Annotated in this window: 17 protein-coding genes; 12 read left to right on the top strand and 5 right to left on the bottom strand. The window is 57.9% G+C overall.

Annotated features, from left to right (window positions below):
- Positions 1-141: 141 nt before the first annotated feature.
- From AC0V6N_RS09015 to AC0V6N_RS09060, 10 genes are all read left to right on the top strand, one after another.
- Positions 142-363 carry a hypothetical protein gene (locus AC0V6N_RS09015; RefSeq protein WP_486168803.1) on the top strand — a complete coding sequence of 74 codons (222 nt, stop codon included), beginning with the start codon at positions 142-144 and terminating at the stop codon, positions 361-363.
- 23 nt (positions 364-386) lie between these two features.
- Entirely contained in the window at positions 387-2,276 is a 1,890-nt protein-coding gene (locus AC0V6N_RS09020) for a hypothetical protein (protein ID WP_486171230.1), read from the top strand.
- Entirely contained in the window at positions 2,273-3,097 is an 825-nt protein-coding gene (locus tag AC0V6N_RS09025) for a hypothetical protein (RefSeq protein ID WP_486171231.1), read from the top strand. The genes AC0V6N_RS09020 and AC0V6N_RS09025 overlap by 4 nt, the downstream gene beginning before the upstream one ends.
- Positions 3,094-3,858, top strand: a complete 765-nt coding sequence (locus tag AC0V6N_RS09030; protein WP_486171232.1) for a DUF6339 family protein — start codon at positions 3,094-3,096, stop codon at positions 3,856-3,858. Before AC0V6N_RS09025 ends, AC0V6N_RS09030 begins: the two co-directional genes overlap by 4 nt.
- A gap of 482 nt (positions 3,859-4,340) precedes the next feature.
- Positions 4,341-4,529: a hypothetical protein gene (locus AC0V6N_RS09035; protein WP_486171233.1), complete on the top strand. Its 189-nt coding sequence runs from the start codon at positions 4,341-4,343 to the stop codon at positions 4,527-4,529.
- Positions 4,526-4,909, top strand: a complete 384-nt coding sequence (locus tag AC0V6N_RS09040) for a DUF3768 domain-containing protein (RefSeq protein WP_486171234.1) — start codon at positions 4,526-4,528, stop codon at positions 4,907-4,909. Before AC0V6N_RS09035 ends, AC0V6N_RS09040 begins: the two co-directional genes overlap by 4 nt.
- 109 nt (positions 4,910-5,018) lie before the next feature.
- Positions 5,019-6,278 (top strand): DNA (cytosine-5-)-methyltransferase, encoded by a 1,260-nt coding sequence (gene dcm / locus AC0V6N_RS09045; protein ID WP_486171235.1) that lies wholly within the window; start codon positions 5,019-5,021, stop codon positions 6,276-6,278.
- The gene (locus AC0V6N_RS09050) at positions 6,271-6,750 is read left to right on the top strand and encodes a very short patch repair endonuclease (RefSeq protein WP_486171236.1); all 480 of its coding nucleotides are present in this window, start codon (positions 6,271-6,273) and stop codon (positions 6,748-6,750) included. The genes dcm and AC0V6N_RS09050 overlap by 8 nt, the downstream gene beginning before the upstream one ends.
- Positions 6,743-8,095 (top strand): type II restriction endonuclease, encoded by a 1,353-nt coding sequence (locus AC0V6N_RS09055; RefSeq protein WP_486171237.1) that lies wholly within the window; start codon positions 6,743-6,745, stop codon positions 8,093-8,095. The genes AC0V6N_RS09050 and AC0V6N_RS09055 overlap by 8 nt, the downstream gene beginning before the upstream one ends.
- A gap of 189 nt (positions 8,096-8,284) precedes the next feature.
- The gene (locus AC0V6N_RS09060; protein WP_486171238.1) at positions 8,285-8,509 is read left to right on the top strand and encodes a hypothetical protein; all 225 of its coding nucleotides are present in this window, start codon (positions 8,285-8,287) and stop codon (positions 8,507-8,509) included.
- A 91-nt stretch (positions 8,510-8,600) separates the two neighbouring features.
- Here the strand turns inward: AC0V6N_RS09060 and AC0V6N_RS09065 are convergent, their stop codons facing one another.
- From AC0V6N_RS09065 to AC0V6N_RS09085, 5 genes are all read right to left on the bottom strand, one after another.
- Entirely contained in the window at positions 8,601-9,068 is a 468-nt protein-coding gene (locus AC0V6N_RS09065) for a hypothetical protein (RefSeq protein WP_486171239.1), read from the bottom strand.
- Positions 9,069-9,206: 138 nt separating this feature from the next.
- Entirely contained in the window at positions 9,207-10,334 is a 1,128-nt protein-coding gene (locus AC0V6N_RS09070; protein ID WP_486171240.1) for an SAVED domain-containing protein, read from the bottom strand.
- A gap of 19 nt (positions 10,335-10,353) precedes the next feature.
- Positions 10,354-10,812 (bottom strand): Mov34/MPN/PAD-1 family protein, encoded by a 459-nt coding sequence (locus AC0V6N_RS09075; protein ID WP_486171241.1) that lies wholly within the window; start codon positions 10,810-10,812, stop codon positions 10,354-10,356.
- Positions 10,812-12,539: a ThiF family adenylyltransferase gene (locus AC0V6N_RS09080; protein ID WP_486171242.1), complete on the bottom strand. Its 1,728-nt coding sequence runs from the start codon at positions 12,537-12,539 to the stop codon at positions 10,812-10,814. The genes AC0V6N_RS09075 and AC0V6N_RS09080 overlap by 1 nt, the downstream gene beginning before the upstream one ends.
- Positions 12,536-13,738, bottom strand: a complete 1,203-nt coding sequence (locus AC0V6N_RS09085) for a nucleotidyltransferase domain-containing protein (protein ID WP_486171243.1) — start codon at positions 13,736-13,738, stop codon at positions 12,536-12,538. The genes AC0V6N_RS09080 and AC0V6N_RS09085 overlap by 4 nt, the downstream gene beginning before the upstream one ends.
- Before the next feature lie 451 nt (positions 13,739-14,189).
- Here AC0V6N_RS09085 and AC0V6N_RS09090 point away from each other — a divergent pair, with 451 nt between their 5' ends.
- Positions 14,190-15,074, top strand: coding sequence for a hypothetical protein (locus tag AC0V6N_RS09090; RefSeq protein ID WP_486171244.1), 885 nt, complete (start codon positions 14,190-14,192; stop codon positions 15,072-15,074).
- A gap of 328 nt (positions 15,075-15,402) precedes the next feature.
- Positions 15,403-16,650 carry a hypothetical protein gene (locus tag AC0V6N_RS09095; protein WP_486171245.1) on the top strand — a complete coding sequence of 416 codons (1,248 nt, stop codon included), beginning with the start codon at positions 15,403-15,405 and terminating at the stop codon, positions 16,648-16,650.
- Positions 16,651-16,724: the final 74 nt, after the last annotated feature.

Consider the following 16,724-nt stretch of genomic DNA (forward strand, 5'->3'; position numbering starts at 1 on the left):
TCGATGGCAGCACATCCTTCGAAAAGGTGCAAAAGAAGGTCCGAGAAATCCGGACAATTTTGCTCACCAGGCCACCAACATTTCATAAATGAATTGCATATTTCTGAAATGTTGGCCATATGGCCCAAACGGAGATTCGATATGGACAAGAAGCGTGAAAATTTCGTCAGACTTGCGGAGCAGAGGGTCAACCGCGCCCTCAAGGAAATCCGCTTGATCGGAAATCTTTCGAACAGATCGGCATATTTCTCGACAGACGAGGATGTGAAGAAGATATTCCGGGCCCTTCAGAAAGAACTCGACACTGCCAAGGCTCGCTTCGGGGATGCTGAAAGCGGCAGCGAATCCCTCTTCAAGCTCTGATCACGCGGCGAAAAGGAACGGACATGACTGGACCAGTACTGGAATTTTTGCCGAATCAGGCAGGTGAGAGCGAAGGCCTCGGCGACGCAGGGATCGAGACCTTTCGCGACAACCCTTATGCGAGTTGTGGCCGCGAAGCCGGGCAGAACAGTGCTGACGCCGCTGTCGACTTTCCCGTGAGGATGAAATTTGACGTGCTCGACGTGGCAACTTCAGAGCTGCCGGGCATTGCTGTCCTGACCGACACAGTCGAAAGATGCCTCGCCGATTCCAAACAAGAAAAGGACGAAGACTTTTTCTCCCAGGCGAAGAAGCTGCTCGAAAAGCCGACCACCAAGATTCTCAGGATCAGTGATTTCAATACGAAGGGCCTTGCCGGACCTTCGGGTCAAGAAGGCACTCCATTCCATTCGCTGCTGAAGGGTGCCGGCGTCAGCAACAACAAGACAGAGACGTCGGGGGGCTCATTCGGCATTGGCAAGAACGCTTCGTTCGCGATCTCCGATCTTCAGACGGTTCTCTATTCGACAGCGTACCGCGATCAGGCAGATGAGTTGCGGTTTGCGGCTCAAGGCAAGTCCCGGATGGTCTCCCATGTCGATAGCAACGGTGAAAAGAGACGAGCCACCGGCTACTGGGGAAACCCGGATGGATATGTCGCTGTCGAAGATCCGGCACTGGTGCCGGACTGGATGCGCCGCGACGAGATCGGGACAAGCATTTTCAGTGTTGGCTTCAGACAGAACGACGGCTGGTCCTGGTCTATCGCCTACTCACTGCTGACTAACTTCTTCGCGGCGCTTCACCGGGACAGGATGGCGTTCGAAATCAACGACGGCGAGATCAAGCTCAATCACAATACAGTTGCGGCGATGTTCGACGACCCTCGCATCATCTCGGCAGCCGAAGCGGACGGTCAGAAAAGCCAGCTCGACTTCTCGCGCGACCTGTTCCGCTGTCTGACCTCGCCCGATGCGACGGAAATTGAACAGGAGGTTCAGGGTCTAGGCAAGATGCGCTTCCGTATTCTTGTCGACGATGGCCTCCCCAAGCGTGTTGGCATCGTCCGCAACGGAATGCTGATCACCTCAGAGCTTCAGCAGTTCGGGGACAAGCTTCAAAGGTTTGTCGGCACGCGCGAATTCGTAGCATTCGTCGAGCCGGTCGCCGACGCCGCAAGCAAGCTCATGAAGTCGATCGAGAATCCGCGGCATGACAGCTTCTCCGCCAACCGTCTTTCCGATCCGCTGAAGCGGCAAGCCGCTGAAAGCGCTATGAAACAGCTCATCAAGGACCTGCGCAGACAGATTGAACAGACCGCTTCGATTGAGGAGGACGACGAGGTCACGCTCGAAGAGCTGGCAAGGTTCTTTGCCGAGGATGCCAGCGGCACTCCGCCGCCCGACCCCGATGCCGAGAATGATCCCGAAAAGTTCGTGTACAAACCGGCTCGCAAGACCAAGACTAAAGCGCTGCGACCGCAGGAAAACACCGGCGATGATGGCGGCGGCGGAGACAAGGAAACACGTGAGACGGGCGGGAAGCGCTCCGGTGACCAGAAAGGGCCGGGAGCCGGAAGCGGCGGAAGCGGCACGCAGGGCAAGGTGCCGCCGCTGAAGCTGCGGGGTCTCAGGACGGCGATACCTTCCGATCAGCCGGATGCGCTGAAAAGGACCATCTGGTTTACGCCCACCGTCTCGGGAGCAGCTGTGGTGCAGCTCGAAGCTACAGGACTCAACACCGGAGAGCCGCTTCCTGTCGTTGCCACGAGCAACGGCGCTGTACACAAGGGAAATGTGGCAATTGAACTGACGGAAGGGGAGCGGGTCTCCCTCGAAGTAACGTTCGACGCGCCCTATTCGGGCCCGGTCGAAGTGTTCGCCACTGCCGAATTGCAGGAGGCCGAAGCATGAAGTTTTCCGATGACATGCGCTTCGCCCACCCGGTACTGACGGACGAGACCGGCGACTTCAGCGAAGGGAGTTTCGCGCTCGATACCGAAGTCGAGGAGATCATAGAAACCGGCAAGGTCAGTATCCGCTACAGCATCGACCTCACCGAGACATCGATCCGTGAGCTTGTCGAGAATGGCAAGGCCTCTGTCGGGATTTTCGTCCGGTGCGGTGACACATTCTATTCCGAGCTCCGGGAACTTGGTTGGCCCGAGGGCAAGGTGGAGTTCGAGAAGGGCTCGCTGTTGAACCGCGTATCGGTTCGCCCCGTCATCTGGCTTTCACAACCGCTGCCGGAATGGGAGCCGGGCAATGTGCACCCGGAATTTACACTGCCACTCAGTCTGGTTGCTGGAGATATTCTGGCCTTTGACGATGAGCAGGTCCTAAGCGTTGGCCAGGCCAAACTGGCACCGATGGAGAGCATCTTTGCGCTTGTCGCATCCCCCTCTCAGCCTGAAGGTCAGCTCAGTGTGAAACTGGACGACGAGAAGATCACGATTATTGCGGGGGAGGAGACGTTCAAGATGATCAATGGCTTGCGACACTCACCGGCCAAGGCAGCTGTCTTGAGTTCAGTCTACTTGCCCGCCGTGATGGAGGTTCTCGATGCTCTACGGGAGAATCCAGACGCGCATGAGAACCGGCGCTGGAAGCAGCCGTTTGCAGCGAAATGCACGGTTGCCAACATCGATTACAACGGCAGTCTTTTTGATAACGCGCAGACGCTGCTGGAAATGCCGGTCAGCCGACTTGAAACGATTGCGGAGGCCAAGGCGTGAGCAAACTCAAATTCCTCTCTCAAGATGTCATGGACAGCCTGCAGGCGCAGGTTACCACCAATCGCAACCGGTACGAATCCGGCGACTTTCTTGATCTCGAACTTGGAAATGGATGGGCGATCGAGGTTTCATCGGTATCTCTCGATGGAGCGGCTATTGCCGACCTCGACATGTCTTCGACAAAGCCGGAGATCGAAGTCCAGAATTCACTGAAAGTCTTCGAAGCGCTTCCCGGAATGACCCCGGCCATAGCGCGCGAGGGCCGCATCTGGACCAGGCTCACCCATGTAGAAGGCCTCGAGTACTCGCGGGCGCGGTGGCTCTCAGGCGCTTCCGGAGAGGCAATCGACAAGGCTGTCCTCGACCATTTCTTTGGAACGGGGCTCACTTCGATAAGGGACGACAATGCAATTGGCCGTCTCTGGTGGAATGCGCGGGTGGCGAAGATTGCGGCCGGCGCTGGTGACCACGAGAACGCGCTGAACCTTATCCTCAAGAGCGCTGACATTCGGAGTAACTTCGTCGAGCGCTCCCGGACCACAAGCAGGCCACAGCTGGCACAGGGTCTGATCCGGATCATGACCGCAGAACCCTGGGTGACGTCAGATGAGGCGAGCTTTCGTCATTTCATGAAGGTCCTCAACCGGAACGGTGGCGGAATTCTCTTCGAGGTCATGAGCAAATCTGAAGTCGACAAGTTCTTGGCGGATACTGCGGCAGTGGCAATGCAGCAGGCCGAAAGAGAGCTGAAAGCTGCCTAGGCTACCCTGTCGGGCAACCTGCTCTATCCGCTGGCGCGAACCGGGCCTGTAGTCCCGTCCCATCCGGGTGACGATCAGGAGCAATTGGAAGCGGAGCGGGAATTCCTGATGGACGCGCTCTGTCCCGCGCATTCTGCGCTCCTGAGGGCGCAGCATTCCTGAGCTAACCCGCAGGCACTCTTGCCTCTCTCATTGCCGGAGGCCCGCTGGCGCACTGATCGCGCGCGCAGGACCTCCGTCGGCTTCGCGCCGTTGCAAGGGTGCCGATTTTGTGTGGATCGCAGGGCGATCCCCTGAGGGAACACCAAAGGCTTTGCCCTCTCGTTCCCGAAACCGGAAGTAGACACCCCCGTGTGGCGGGCTTCGCCCGCTGGCCCGCGCCAGGGCATCGATTCCGGTTTTCCCTCCCCCTCCCATCCTCGCCGGAAGGCAGGCCGCATGCCGCGTGTCGGATGCGGCTTTCAGCCGAAGGAGGGCAGAAAATGGGTGATTTGATTTTGAGCTACCGGGCTTGCGGAGCCGAGTGCCGCGAGGACTGGTTGCGGATGCTGGCTAATGAGAACGGCTTGCCGTTCGGGACGGTGCAGCGTCTGGCCGAGGAGCTGGGCGAGTGGGAAGATTTCGGCGAGCTGGTTGAAATTTGTGAGCTCGGCGGGAGGGCGGTGCAATGACCGCTGGCACCATTTCCCGCAGCGAGCGGATTGCCCGACTCAATGACCGGGCGCGGCAGGCGATGGGCCTTGCGTGCGTTGCAGTGGCAACCGAGGGCTTTCGGGCCTTGTCCGAGGAAGATCAGTCGCGGGTGCGCGAGCTGGTCGAAACCTTCGACGCCTTCACCCCGGATAACGATCCTTATGGCGAGCGCGATTTCGGGGCGATCTATCAGGATGTCGATGGCCGCTGGACGACCGCGCGACCGGCGCGGCCTGCCGCAACCGTGTTCTGGAAGATCGATGCTTACGACCACGACTTGCGGTTCGGCAGCGAAGACCCCGCCAATCCCGCCGTTACCCGGCGGGTGCTTACCATCATGCTGGCAAGCGAGTACTGACCGGAAGTGTCCTGTGGAAATTTGTTCCACGGGACTCTTGCGGATGTTCTGCAAATGTTTCATCACTGGGTCTGGATTTGACATCTTGTCCTTTCCAGACCCAGTGGAGATGCCTGTGCTTGATCGCCGCACCGAGTTTACCAGACTGAGGGAATGCGCCGGATTGTCGATCGAGGAGGCAGCACAGCTGCTCCACGTGACCGAACGAACAATCAGACGCTACGAGACTCCTGGATCACGAGGAACAGAGCCATCGCCGCTGGCGATGGATTTCGTTCGCCGCATGGCACAGGCCGCTGTGCGTGCGAACTTTGTGGACCGCGAAAAGCCAGCTTTCCGTTTCATCGACCTTTTCGCAGGTATCGGAGGTTTGCGGAAGCCGTTCGAGGAGATTGGCGGGAAATGCGTGTTCACCGCTGAGTGGGATCGCTGGTCACGCAAGACCTATGCCGCCAACTATCCTGACAACCCCTTCGATCACGAGTTCGCTGGCGACATCCGGCCCTATGCCGACGAGCCCTGGAAGGTTCCCGAGCATGACGTCTTGCTTGCCGGTTTCCCTTGCCAGCCATTCTCGATTGCCGGGGTCTCGAAGAAGAACGCGCTCGGTCGACCTCATGGTTTCCTGTGCGATACGCAGGGGACGCTTTTCTACGACCTCGCCAAGATCATCGCTCATCATCAGCCCAAAGCATTTCTGCTTGAGAACGTGAAAAATCTCGAGCGGCACGACCGGGGCCGGACTTTCGCAACCATCATGCATGTTCTCACACAGGAGCTCGGCTACAAGGTCCAGTACCGGGTAATCAGTTCCGCGCCCTGGGTTCCGCAGAAGCGCGAGCGCGTGTTCATTGTCGGATTCCGGGAAGAGACAGGTTTCAGCTTCGATGACCTGGAATTGCCCGAGAGCCGCCAACCCGTGCTGGGCGACATTCTGGAAGACAATGTTGACGCCAAGTATACGCTGAGCGAGCATCTGTGGGGCTACTTGCAGGGGTACAAGGAGAAGCACGCGAAGAAGGGTAATGGCTTCGGCTATTCGGTATTCGGTCCCGGCGATGTCTCGCGTACGCTCTCGGCACGCTATCACAAGGACGGGTCCGAATGCCTGGTTTTGCAACCTGGCAATCGGCCCCGCAGGCTGACCCCGCGCGAGTGCGCGCGCCTCATGGGTTTCGACGAACCGCAAGGCAGCGACTTCATTATCCCCGTTTCTGACACTCAAGCCTATCGCCAGTTCGGCAATGCCGTGGTGGTGCCCGTAGTCCGCGCTGTAGCCAGGATCATGGCCCCCCATATTGTGGGCGAGCCTGCTGCGAAGGACGCTATCAGCGAACAGGTTCGCGAACCGGCTTACGCCCATGGCTGATGTGGTCTCACCGGCTGTCCGCAGCCGGATGATGGCCGGAATCAGGGGTAAGGATACAAAGCCGGAAATCATCGTCCGGCGCGGATTGCATGCACTCGGCTTCCGCTACCGCCTTCACGACCGCAAGCTGCCTGGACAGCCGGACCTTGTGTTCTCGGCGCCACGGGCAGTGATCTTTGTACATGGCTGTTTCTGGCACGGGCACGACTGTCATCTCTTCAAGTGGCCTTCGACACGCGAGGAGTTCTGGCAGGCCAAGATCACCCGAAACCGCGAGAATGATCGCAAGCATTCTGCGGCACTGAACGAGGCTGGCTGGCGTCAGGCGACTGTCTGGGAATGCAGCCTCAAGGGCAAGACGCGTTTAGCCGATGGGCAACCCGTGAGACTGCTTGCGGACTGGCTTCGATCGGACCACGCGTCTATCGAGATCGAAGGACAGAACACGTCCGGACGGAGCGCAGATGGCTGAACAGTTTGACCTTTTCGCGGAAGATGGCAGCAGCCTTCTTGCAGAGCTGCTACGCACGTCGCGCGAACTCTTTGTCAAGAAGCTGTCCAACAACGACCGCGACTGGGCGCGACTGACCAACAAGCATCAGGCAGGAGTCTATATCCCGCCAACTCAGCGCGACAGCGGCTTCTTCCCGCCACTTGTCGCCAAGGAACGGGACGACCCGGAAGCCGATGAAATAAGGGAAGCGTGGTTCCAGACCGATTGGCCGCAGTACGGCATCGAAAGGAAGACTCGCCTGGTGCACTACACCAGCAAGGGTACTGAGACCCACATGACGCGGGTACCCAAGGAGGCATTCGCGGAATTGTCTCCTGCTTCCTGGCTCGTCATGTCGGAGGCAGAAGGGCGCGGCGAGCCGCGCTACATTTGCCTGACGGTCGATTCCGCCTCTGACGACGCGACCGTCCTTCTCGATACACTGGGTATCGATGCCGCCTTCACGGTAGGAATTCTCGATCCGGCAGCTGCGGTCGCGCGCGAACGTGACGAGATACTGGATTTTGCAGAAGAAGTGGCGCTGGCGTGGCTCGCAGGCGAAATCGCCGGCTTTGCGGACAATCGGGCCGCAATGCCTGCGACCGTCGAACTCGCCCTCTTGGCGCGGGCTAACTTTCTTGATCGCTATAAACTACCTTCACTCAATCCTTTCGAGCTGGAGTTTCCTGGTGACGCGGTCCGGGAAATTAGCCGCAAGATCGAGTGGGACCTCTTCCGCGAATTCCAGCGCCGGGAGCGCGGAGTCGAACTGGTTCGTATCGTGCTCGGCGATGACCCGATCAAGCTAGACATGAAGGGCGTCGTGCGGCGTCTGGTCGATGCAACCGGCGCAGTCGACCGTTTGATGCTGTCGGCCAGTCAGCAACGCAAGTCGCGCGCCGGATACTCGTTCGAGCACCACATTGAGGCCATGCTTGAAGCGGGCAACATTCCGTTCGCCAAGCAGGTCGTAATGGACGCGAAAAAGCGACCTGATTTCGTGCTTCCATCACTTGTCCATCTCAAGAAGCCGTACGAAGGTGCGCAGCGCGGACTTATCCTAAGTGCGAAGACCACGCTTCGCGAGCGCTGGAAACAGGTCCAGCGTGAAATGGGCGGCAGCGATCTCTTTCTCGCCACGGTCGATGAATCGATCGCGGCCAATGCGATCGAAGATATGGCATCGATGGGCATCAACCTTGTCGTGCCGGAAACCCTCAAGAAATCGAAGGACACCGAGTATGTTCGCCATGACAACGTACTCGACTTCGCCACGTTTTTCCGTGGGGAACTGCAGGTAAAGCGTTTGCCTGCCTGGGCCTGAACTACCTTCGTTGCCTTCGCCTCGTTTTGAGCACCCTCACTGGCCGCACGCGGTCAACTTTCAATGCCCTGCCCGCGCCTGTTTCCCCGGCCTTCGCCGGTGTCACCCGTGTTGGACATGAATCCTGCCCTTGGCCGTGCGGCCTTTCTGTTTGGTGCAACGAGCCACCAGACACGAAAGGAAATCATCATGGCACGCAGCAATACCGCACCCGCGCAGGAGACCAATCCGCCGGACTACCTCGCCTGGCATGTCGCCAACAAGGGCGATAAGGGCTTCTGGACCCGCATCGGAGCCGCCTGGTTCCACCGCGACCGCAAGGGCCTTTCGCTTCAGCTGGAAGTGGTGCCGATCAATGGCCGGATCGTCCTGCGCACGCCGCTGGACGACGAGAAGAAGGAACCGGGCGCTTAGCGCCCGGCCTTCGGGCGGATGACAAAAACTTGGCCGGTTGTGGTAGGTCGGGTTTTAGGTAAACCGCGACGACATTCATCGCTTCACGCGGTTAGTAATAACGGTCATAGTCGCCGCCGAAATCACCCACAACGGCCAGTTCGGCCAACACGGTGATGGTTAGACTCAGCAAGCGGCGCATGCGGGCCGGATCGTCCCACTGGTCATGGCCGTGCTTGCCGCCATGGAAAAGATTGTTCCGCACTGTTTTCGCGTAGGCCACGACCTTGTCGAGGTCGGCAGTATTCGGAGAGAAGGACAGTTCCTCGAAGGCATGTTCCGGGTCGCCGACGATTTGGCGCTGGGGCTTTTCTGCAAGGAGCGCCTCAGCTGCAGATGATACGACATAGTCAGTGCGATGCGCTTTTACGAATTTGTCCCAACTGGGATCAGCACGCGTGCCGATGACCTCGCTTTTTAGGAAGCGCTTTTCCTTCAGCGCGAATTCGAAGCGGGAGAACCAGTAAAAGAAATCAAAAGCTAGATTGCGCATGTCCTGATCGACTTCATCGTGGCGCATTGCGATTTTGGCTCCAAATGGTTGTTCTGGTTGAACCAGAATCGGGGATGGACAGTTGGTTGCGGACATGGATCAGATAATGAAATAGTGACCAACAACAGGGCGCAGATTGCGACTATCGACAGTCCGCGCTAGCCACTAACTGATCGTGAATGTCTCGACAAAACCGGCACCCCTAGTTTGGTCATAGATACGTAGCTGTAGATCAGCTTTCGGCATCCAGACACGTCCGGTCTCAACGGCGAGGGACACGGGCAAGGCTGGAAAGAGGTCGATCACCTTGTCTTGCCCGTGCCGGGCCTTGATATCGTTGTAGAGCTTTCTCAGCGCGCTACGGAACGCCGCCAAATCCTCTGGTTGTCTCACGACGTCATTGCCTGGTTCCGCAATCGACAAAGACCAGATCATCGTGTCCTTTCCTAAGACTTCGTAGATTCGATCGTCTGTCACTGTCGCGCTTACCGCCAGCTTGAGGGCAATCCTTCCAGCGGTATTGACGGCTGGCTCGCCACGAATGAACTCAAGGGGTGGTTTGTCACGCTGCCATCGCCAAGTCGAAGGCTCACGGTGCAATTGGTGGACTGTCGTGGGCACGATGTCGTACAGCAGCCTTCCGAGTTCGATAAGCAGCGGCTGCGGGGCGAGCGCGAAGACACTCAGGTGCCGTATCTCCTGGCGTTCAATCCGGCCACGTACCTTCTCCGCGAACAGCCGGTTGAGATTGCTACACTGAAGTGTCCAGAATTCCGGTTCGTGATCGCGGTATGCCTGGTTGATCATTTCGAGATCGATTGTCTGGCGCGAAGCCGGATGCCGTTCGGGCATCATGGCAGCGAATATCGCCTTAGTAGAAACAAGAGCTTCGCTGTTGGCGATCGTCGCGCCAAAACGGATCACATGCGACGCTCGTTCTTCATCAATATCAATGTTTGTCTCGACGCGATCCTCATGCGCCTTCTTCATGGACAAAAGGAGCGCCTCGGGATGTTCCTTTTCGGCATCGACGTCGATTAGCTTGTGATGCCGGGCGCACATCAACATCAGGTTTGACAGTTCCTTGGCAAGAAGTGGCGATCTGATCGGATCGCCTCGCGGCCCACCTGGCACATCGGCAACTATATGGGCGATGAAACCGTATAGCCCATCTTCCTTGCCCGCGATGAGATCACCGACCAGATCATCGTTGCACCCACGATACTCGCATCTCCCCGCTGCGCGTGCCCAGATCGCTGACCGGACATTTATTGGAATGCTGGACTTCGACACCTCTGTCCCTTTCCTACGCTTACTTTCCCGAATGAACCTCGACGGTTTGAGGCTGTCCTTTGCGATCAAACAATGTTGCGCTCATCGTCAGACCCAACCACTGCTTTCGGACAACCAACAGCACCGCGAACTCGATATCGCGCTCGCCATGGACCAAACTTTCCATCGAAGCCATGTCTTCACAGCTTGGAATAGGCAGATGATTGGGGTGCGAGTGCCATTCCCCAAGATAATTGAAGCGTGAATAATCGCACCCTGTGCGCTCGAAAAAGTGCGCAAGCGCATTCTGGTGATCATCTACCGAGCGCACAAAATGCGCCGCACTGCCTCGCTGGCTATCGACAGTAAAGTCGACAAGTCGAAAATCTCCCGGTGCGAGCTGCTCTGCCATTAGGATGCCTCCAATCTCTAGCCGTCCTGCTCGGCTAAGTTCACGTCTCAACCGGCGACGCAGAGGCTTTGGAAACTCAATCTGCATTACTTCGTGTCGGAATCGGTGGCGTCGGGGAAGAAATCGCGAACAAATGCGTCGAGCTCCTCGGCGATGTTCTCGTCCTTTTCGGGACCCCAGATGCCTTCAGACACCAATGCGATCGGCCAGGTGTCGAATGGCTCTCCGAAAATCCACGCAGATTGTAAGCCGATCGCATAGGCTGCAGCGGGAAATTGCGTCTCGGTCCGCACAAGAGTGTCGATGACGAACCTCGCCATATGGCTTGCGATGACTGTCACTTCTGCATCGCCGGCAATTAGCGGCGGAGTCCCTTCAGGAAGGTCCAAATCATACTGGATAGCGCTTCCTTTGGGCGGTTCCACTCCGCGATCCGTACACCACTGCTGGATCTGCCTGCGCGCAGCGTGCGGAACTGGCTCGTGGCCGGGACGAAGACGAGCGACGAGTCCGCCAATCCCTCCCGCGAATACCTCTCCCCACACGAACGTCTTCTTTTCGTTTCGCGCCACCGATGCGCACAGGTTGAAGACCTGCGGATCGGCTGTCGCATCGACAATGACATCGCAGCTGCCGATCGCGACGAGTGCCGAATCAGTAAATGCCGAGCTCTCTTGCATACCGATGCCAACTCGGAAGGACCGCACACTCGCCATTGGGTTGAGGTCCGTTATCCGGGCTTTCACGGCGTCGGGCTTGTTCAGCCCGACCGAATTCCAATCGAGCTCGTTACGGACGATGTTGTCGGCAAAGAAAACATCGCCATCGACGAGCACAAAATTGCCGATCCCAGACCGGGCCAAAGAGGCCGCGATTTTCGCGCCAACCGACCCGCAACCGACAATTGCAACTGACATTGCGGACATAAGCTTATATGGTTCTGGTAGCCTTTTGGCGTTCGTCGGAGCACATACCGTCCGATAGTCGTGGACGGAGCGGCGTCCGGTGCCCGCCGCGAGCGACATCATTTTCACTGTACCCAGACATTCGACGACGAGGACAAGCTCGTCAGTTGAACCAGCCAATCGTTCTGACAGATCCGGGCGATCGGCAAGCTCGACGACCGCCTCCACGAAATCGTAGTCAGCCTTCACCTTTCCAGCCAAGGTTTCTCCGAGGCGAACGAATATTCCCTCGCGGACCCGGAATTTGGGGATCAGCCCTGCCGCGTTCCAATATTCTCCATCGCTGCCAACTTGCCAGAGATGTGCCAGCCACCTTCCAGCGCTGAATTGCTCCACGATCTGTGCGTCAACAATTTTCAGCAGAGAGACATTGGCCAAGGCTGCAAGAGCGTCTTCGGGCAGGATGAAACGAAAATTTGAATTCCGTGTGTCTTGTCCGACGGTCGTCCGGTGAGCATCGGCAACAACAGCTACTTCGTCGGACGCAGGCGCCTCGCCCGTCAGTAGCCGGTGCGCACTCTCGATCATCATTGCGCCAGTCCATGACGGGTCCCAGTTGTCGGGCCGGAATTCAAGGCAAAGCTCTCCACCCACGCCATACTGATGGCCTGACAGCCGCACTTCCTCGCGCGGTGTGACCTGAGGCGGCATGTCTGGAAAGAAGCTGGGGTAGGTCATTTTAAGTGCAACCGCTTCACCGTTCCGATCAATCTCGAAATCGGTGCAAAGCTTTGCGTCGTTCGTCAGGCGCCATGCAACGTTCGAAAGCCAGACGGACCGATCCTCAAGTTCGGCGATTGCCTGACGTTCTCTTCGCGCCCTGTTGGGCTGCGAAGTCCACCAGATCATGCAAAGCCCTTGGGCTTGCTCGGCACACGGGGCCCGGCACCGAAGGACGGGGCCGCTGCTCCCGACGCCGCAACAGCGCCGCGCAATAATGATCCGGATCCGCCCAAGGCGCGGTCCTTGGCACGTTTAGCCAGTTCGACACCGACATGCGGTGAAAGCGTTTCGGTGATGATCTGCGGATCATTGAGGCCGGCCACTGTGGCAAAATCATCGCGGGCTTGGCGCAGCCAAGCGTAAAATGACCGCTCGCGCTCGGGAAACTCAGCCCACTTGTCTGCGAAGTTTTCCATCGGGTCGCTCGGGTTGCGGATTATTGCGGTGTTGTACTGATCACGCTCGATATACCGATCCATACCAGAAAGAATGGCGAGGAGGGCGTCCGCAATATCCTCTTCGCCCGAATAGGCGTGAGCGGCAAGGGTCGTGAGGATAATCGAGATAGGACAGCAGTTGATCTCGTCATTCTCGAACATCATGTCCCGATGCCGCTTGAGGATCATGATCGAGGCCTGGAGCGGCGTCTGGACCCGGTAATCGGGAATGTCTTCAACGCTGGCGCTGATCGATTTGGCGAGCCTCTTCTTGCGCTCGTTCAACACGACGATCATGCGCGACTTGAACCATTCTAGATAGCCCTTCGGATTTGAACGTGGCCAATTGTCAGTAATCAGCCGATAGTCGGGCCGTTCATTGTCGGTGATCGCGATTGCCGTCCCCGCCCAGTGCGCATTTAGGCTCCTAGCTTCCAACATCTTGCGGACTTCAGTGCCATCGGGAAGTGCCGGAACAACGTCCATGTGGAACTGCGCGCCATCGGCGTAATTTAGTGTCCAGCAACGCCGCCCCTCACGCAAAGGCTTCACCATATTCTTCGATTTTCGGTAGGCTTCGATTTCGCGGCCAAGGAGTATCTTGAGACGTTCTTGGCTGAGGCTCGATTTGCCGAGGCGCTTCAGTTCGCACACTGCGTCGATATCGTATTCTTCGTCGAGATTGAGCGGCTTTATCACTGTGCCGAGGCCAAAAGAACCTTGGACATATACCGCAGGATCGTACTTCGCGATCGTGGAATCGGGCCGGTTGAGCCATCGGCCAAGCGACTGATAGCTGTCGTTTGCCTGTTCGTAACGCGTGTCACTGATGCTCAATTCTTCGACAAGCGCGTCGATAAACCGGCGGGACGATGTACTGGCAGCCATTCCTGCAAGAGCCTTTCGCACAAAATGAATTTTCTCTTTTTGTTCCTAGGATAGAACTGTCCTTCGGGCAAGCATACCAGCGTCGAGCTTTCACACTTAAGTCATTGGCCCAGTCGGTCTTATTGCGCAGAGGATTTCAGCATCATTCTGTTTGAGAACCAGTCCACACCACCGCATCCTCTTTGAAGGCGGCTTTCGGGAGAGCGGCGCGAAAGCGTCAATGGCCGAAATGAGGGCACATTGCGGACCGGCAGCTCTTTGAAGAAAGTGACGGTTCCGTATTGTGTCGGTAGGAGGCTGGCAGACCTCGAAAGAGGCGATGGGTGAAGCGGAAAGGCTGGGGGCGAGCTGCCGATGCGTTTGCTCATCACGCGCGCCATTGAGAGAGCTATCTGATTGGTTCGATTGACTTCGCTATGTGAAAGTTGCGGCCTCGCATTATGCTACGCCGATGGACAAAACGCCAATCCGCACAAAATTCGTCAAACAGCTCGTTCGGGTGAACGATCAGCTGTGCTTCGCGGCGCTAGGGCGTCACGAGTTTGGCCGGGCCCTCAGCGAGTTGGTCCGCGCATCCCCGAAGGAGTTCACAACCGCGGCCTTCGCCGACAACCCCTACGCAAAACGACTCTATCGGCAAATGGCAGATATGCCGGATTTCGCGATCAAGTCCGAGCAAACCGAGTTGCAGATGGGTGTGATCGCGGGCGTCGAATACGCCCTCGCATATTTCGATGAGATCGAAGCGTTTCGAGCGCTCGCTAAGCCGTCCGACGCCGATGTCATGCGAGCCGATGCACCGGAAGATCAGCTGTTTGCGAAGATGTCGCGCTGGCTGGGGTGCGAGCCGGAAAAAGGGCCTTACCGCAGCTTGGGTTACGTCCGGCTGCTTCGCAACCACTATGCCCATGTCAACGACGATCCGTCGCCGGCGTTTGCGAGCTTCGTGGCAAAGCATGCGCATCACCTTCAGAGGTACTGGGATAATGGAATCACCGATCTCGGCGCTATCTCCTTCCGGTCGTTACCTCATGACGCGCTGACCGCGGAATACGCGTTCGCCATCATGAACTTGCTGCGCGTGTCCGTCGAGAAAATCGACCGTGACTTTGCCAGCACCTTGGAATTCGACGACGTTCTGAATCTTGTCGCCGCTGAAGCATATGAGAGTGCGGCTCACCATGATCGGGCACCGGAAAGGCTGACCTCGCGGGTCCGGTCCGATCTGGAGCTAGGCTACGGCGAACGCTTCGATGTCACTCGCGTACAGGCCGGCGTGGACGCTTTTCTCTCGCACCGGCGTAGTCAGAAAGCGAGGCGGCGCGGTCATACCTAATCCTAGCGTGACATGTCACACCCATCCGCCGTTGAAGCGACGTCGAAAGTGAATTGAACCGTCGGGCGGCGGTTCGACCGACGCGATTCCCTTCAAATTCAGTATGGTTTGCTCTTCAGTCGCGCTCACACTTTTGTCCCAACCAGGTGCATTTCTTGAAGTTCAACGTGTGGCCACACCCAAGGCCCGCGAGCTGAATTCCAGTGCCGTGCTATCACAATGCAGATGGTGCGCTTGCTTTTGGTCGTCCGCGCGCCATGTTGCGCTGATGGCCGATGAAGAAAATCCACTACCTACCGGCGAACATGTTACTCGACAGTATCAGCAAATGCGCCCGCTCATTGGGCTGCTTGGGCTATTCAGCGGCAATGTTCGCCGCCAGGCCAAGGAGCTTGAGAGGCAGTTCACTGACGTCGAGCGCATGAAGGAAGAACGCCAGAAATTCGCAGCGCGTTTCGGTCCACGCGGCTGGACGATCTTCGATCGACTGTCGGTTGAGGCAGTTCGGATCGCGGTCGCCGAGGGCGAGGAGGATGTCGCGGATCAGGGTTTGGTGTTGCATCACTTAGATGCCGATATTCTTTCGTCCCTGGGATATCGCTTCAACACCAGTCGGTTCGAGGCATGGCACGAACTCTATGAACGCGCTGTCGAGCGGCTGCTCGCACAGGATTATCTGTCAGCTGTCCCGCTGCTGCTCATCATCATCGACGGCATCTGCACCACGAAAACCGGCAAGCACCCCTTCTCAGGCGGCGCAGACGCGCCTGTCTTCGATACCGAGACAACCGGCCCCGGCGGGCTTTCCGACGGGCTTGCCATTCTCGGAGCCACCCGCCGCAAGCTCGATACCGACGCCATAGACAGCCCCTATCGCCACGGCATTCTGCACGGCCTTAATCCGAATTTCGGGAACGCGCTGGTCGCGGCGAAGACCGTCAATCTGCTCCAAACGATGGTCGACTATTTTGACCGGCGCGAGGACGAGGAAGCGCGCATCGCCAAGGCAGCGAAGGATCAACACCAGCCATCTTGGTCGGAGCTCGCTGCTACGGTTTCTGCGACGCAGGACACCAAGCGCAGGATCGAGGCATGGGAAGCTCGGCCGGCGGTATCCGGCCACACACTTGCTACGCTCGGCGAACCTCATAGACTTGCGTCCGAAAGCCCGGAGGCCGCAGCCGTCACCTACCTCGATGCGATTGTCGTCCGCAATTTCGGGACGCTTGCACAGATGACGATCGACTATCCGCTCCGTTCCATCGGCCACCGGGCCGGTCGCCATCGGGAGGAGCTTGGCGACCTCAAGGTGACGAGCTGGACCATCACCGGCATGCGCGACGAAGCGCCGGCGATCAGTGAAGTCGATGTCGTAATGGAGGGCATCCTCAATGACAGCCCTTGGTCGGGCACACAGGTAATGCGGCTCGTCTACAATGACGAGAAATTCGAGGTGCGCGTGCGCGGCGCGCCTGACGGACGCTGGACCGTGATGCCCAATTTCCTGCCGACCCTTTGGGGCACGGCTGTCGGCTCTTTCAACGCGGCGACGCCGCCAAGTGACGCGCTTCCGTAGCAGACAGGTCTGTGATGCTGGGTGTTTTGCCACCTCGAGCAATCAATAAAGGAGCCGGGTTTCGGGCTCTCGCA

It is taken from the genome of Erythrobacter sp. S57(2025) (assembly GCF_057365055.1).

Coding starts and splice junctions, on each gene's coding strand:
- AC0V6N_RS09015 (WP_486168803.1), top strand. CDS start 142: ATGGACAAGAAGCGTGAAAATTTCGTCAGACTTGCGGAGCAGAGGGTC.
- AC0V6N_RS09020 (WP_486171230.1), top strand. CDS start 387: ATGACTGGACCAGTACTGGAATTTTTGCCGAATCAGGCAGGTGAGAGC.
- AC0V6N_RS09025 (WP_486171231.1), top strand. CDS start 2,273: ATGAAGTTTTCCGATGACATGCGCTTCGCCCACCCGGTACTGACGGAC.
- AC0V6N_RS09035 (WP_486171233.1), top strand. CDS start 4,341: ATGGGTGATTTGATTTTGAGCTACCGGGCTTGCGGAGCCGAGTGCCGC.
- AC0V6N_RS09040 (WP_486171234.1), top strand. CDS start 4,526: ATGACCGCTGGCACCATTTCCCGCAGCGAGCGGATTGCCCGACTCAAT.
- dcm (WP_486171235.1), top strand. CDS start 5,019: ATGCCTGTGCTTGATCGCCGCACCGAGTTTACCAGACTGAGGGAATGC.
- AC0V6N_RS09050 (WP_486171236.1), top strand. CDS start 6,271: ATGGCTGATGTGGTCTCACCGGCTGTCCGCAGCCGGATGATGGCCGGA.
- AC0V6N_RS09055 (WP_486171237.1), top strand. CDS start 6,743: ATGGCTGAACAGTTTGACCTTTTCGCGGAAGATGGCAGCAGCCTTCTT.
- AC0V6N_RS09060 (WP_486171238.1), top strand. CDS start 8,285: ATGGCACGCAGCAATACCGCACCCGCGCAGGAGACCAATCCGCCGGAC.
- AC0V6N_RS09065 (WP_486171239.1), bottom strand. CDS start 9,068: ATGCGCCACGATGAAGTCGATCAGGACATGCGCAATCTAGCTTTTGAT.
- AC0V6N_RS09075 (WP_486171241.1), bottom strand. CDS start 10,812: ATGCAGATTGAGTTTCCAAAGCCTCTGCGTCGCCGGTTGAGACGTGAA.
- AC0V6N_RS09080 (WP_486171242.1), bottom strand. CDS start 12,539: ATGATCTGGTGGACTTCGCAGCCCAACAGGGCGCGAAGAGAACGTCAG.
- AC0V6N_RS09085 (WP_486171243.1), bottom strand. CDS start 13,738: ATGGCTGCCAGTACATCGTCCCGCCGGTTTATCGACGCGCTTGTCGAA.
- AC0V6N_RS09090 (WP_486171244.1), top strand. CDS start 14,190: ATGGACAAAACGCCAATCCGCACAAAATTCGTCAAACAGCTCGTTCGG.
- AC0V6N_RS09095 (WP_486171245.1), top strand. CDS start 15,403: ATGCGCCCGCTCATTGGGCTGCTTGGGCTATTCAGCGGCAATGTTCGC.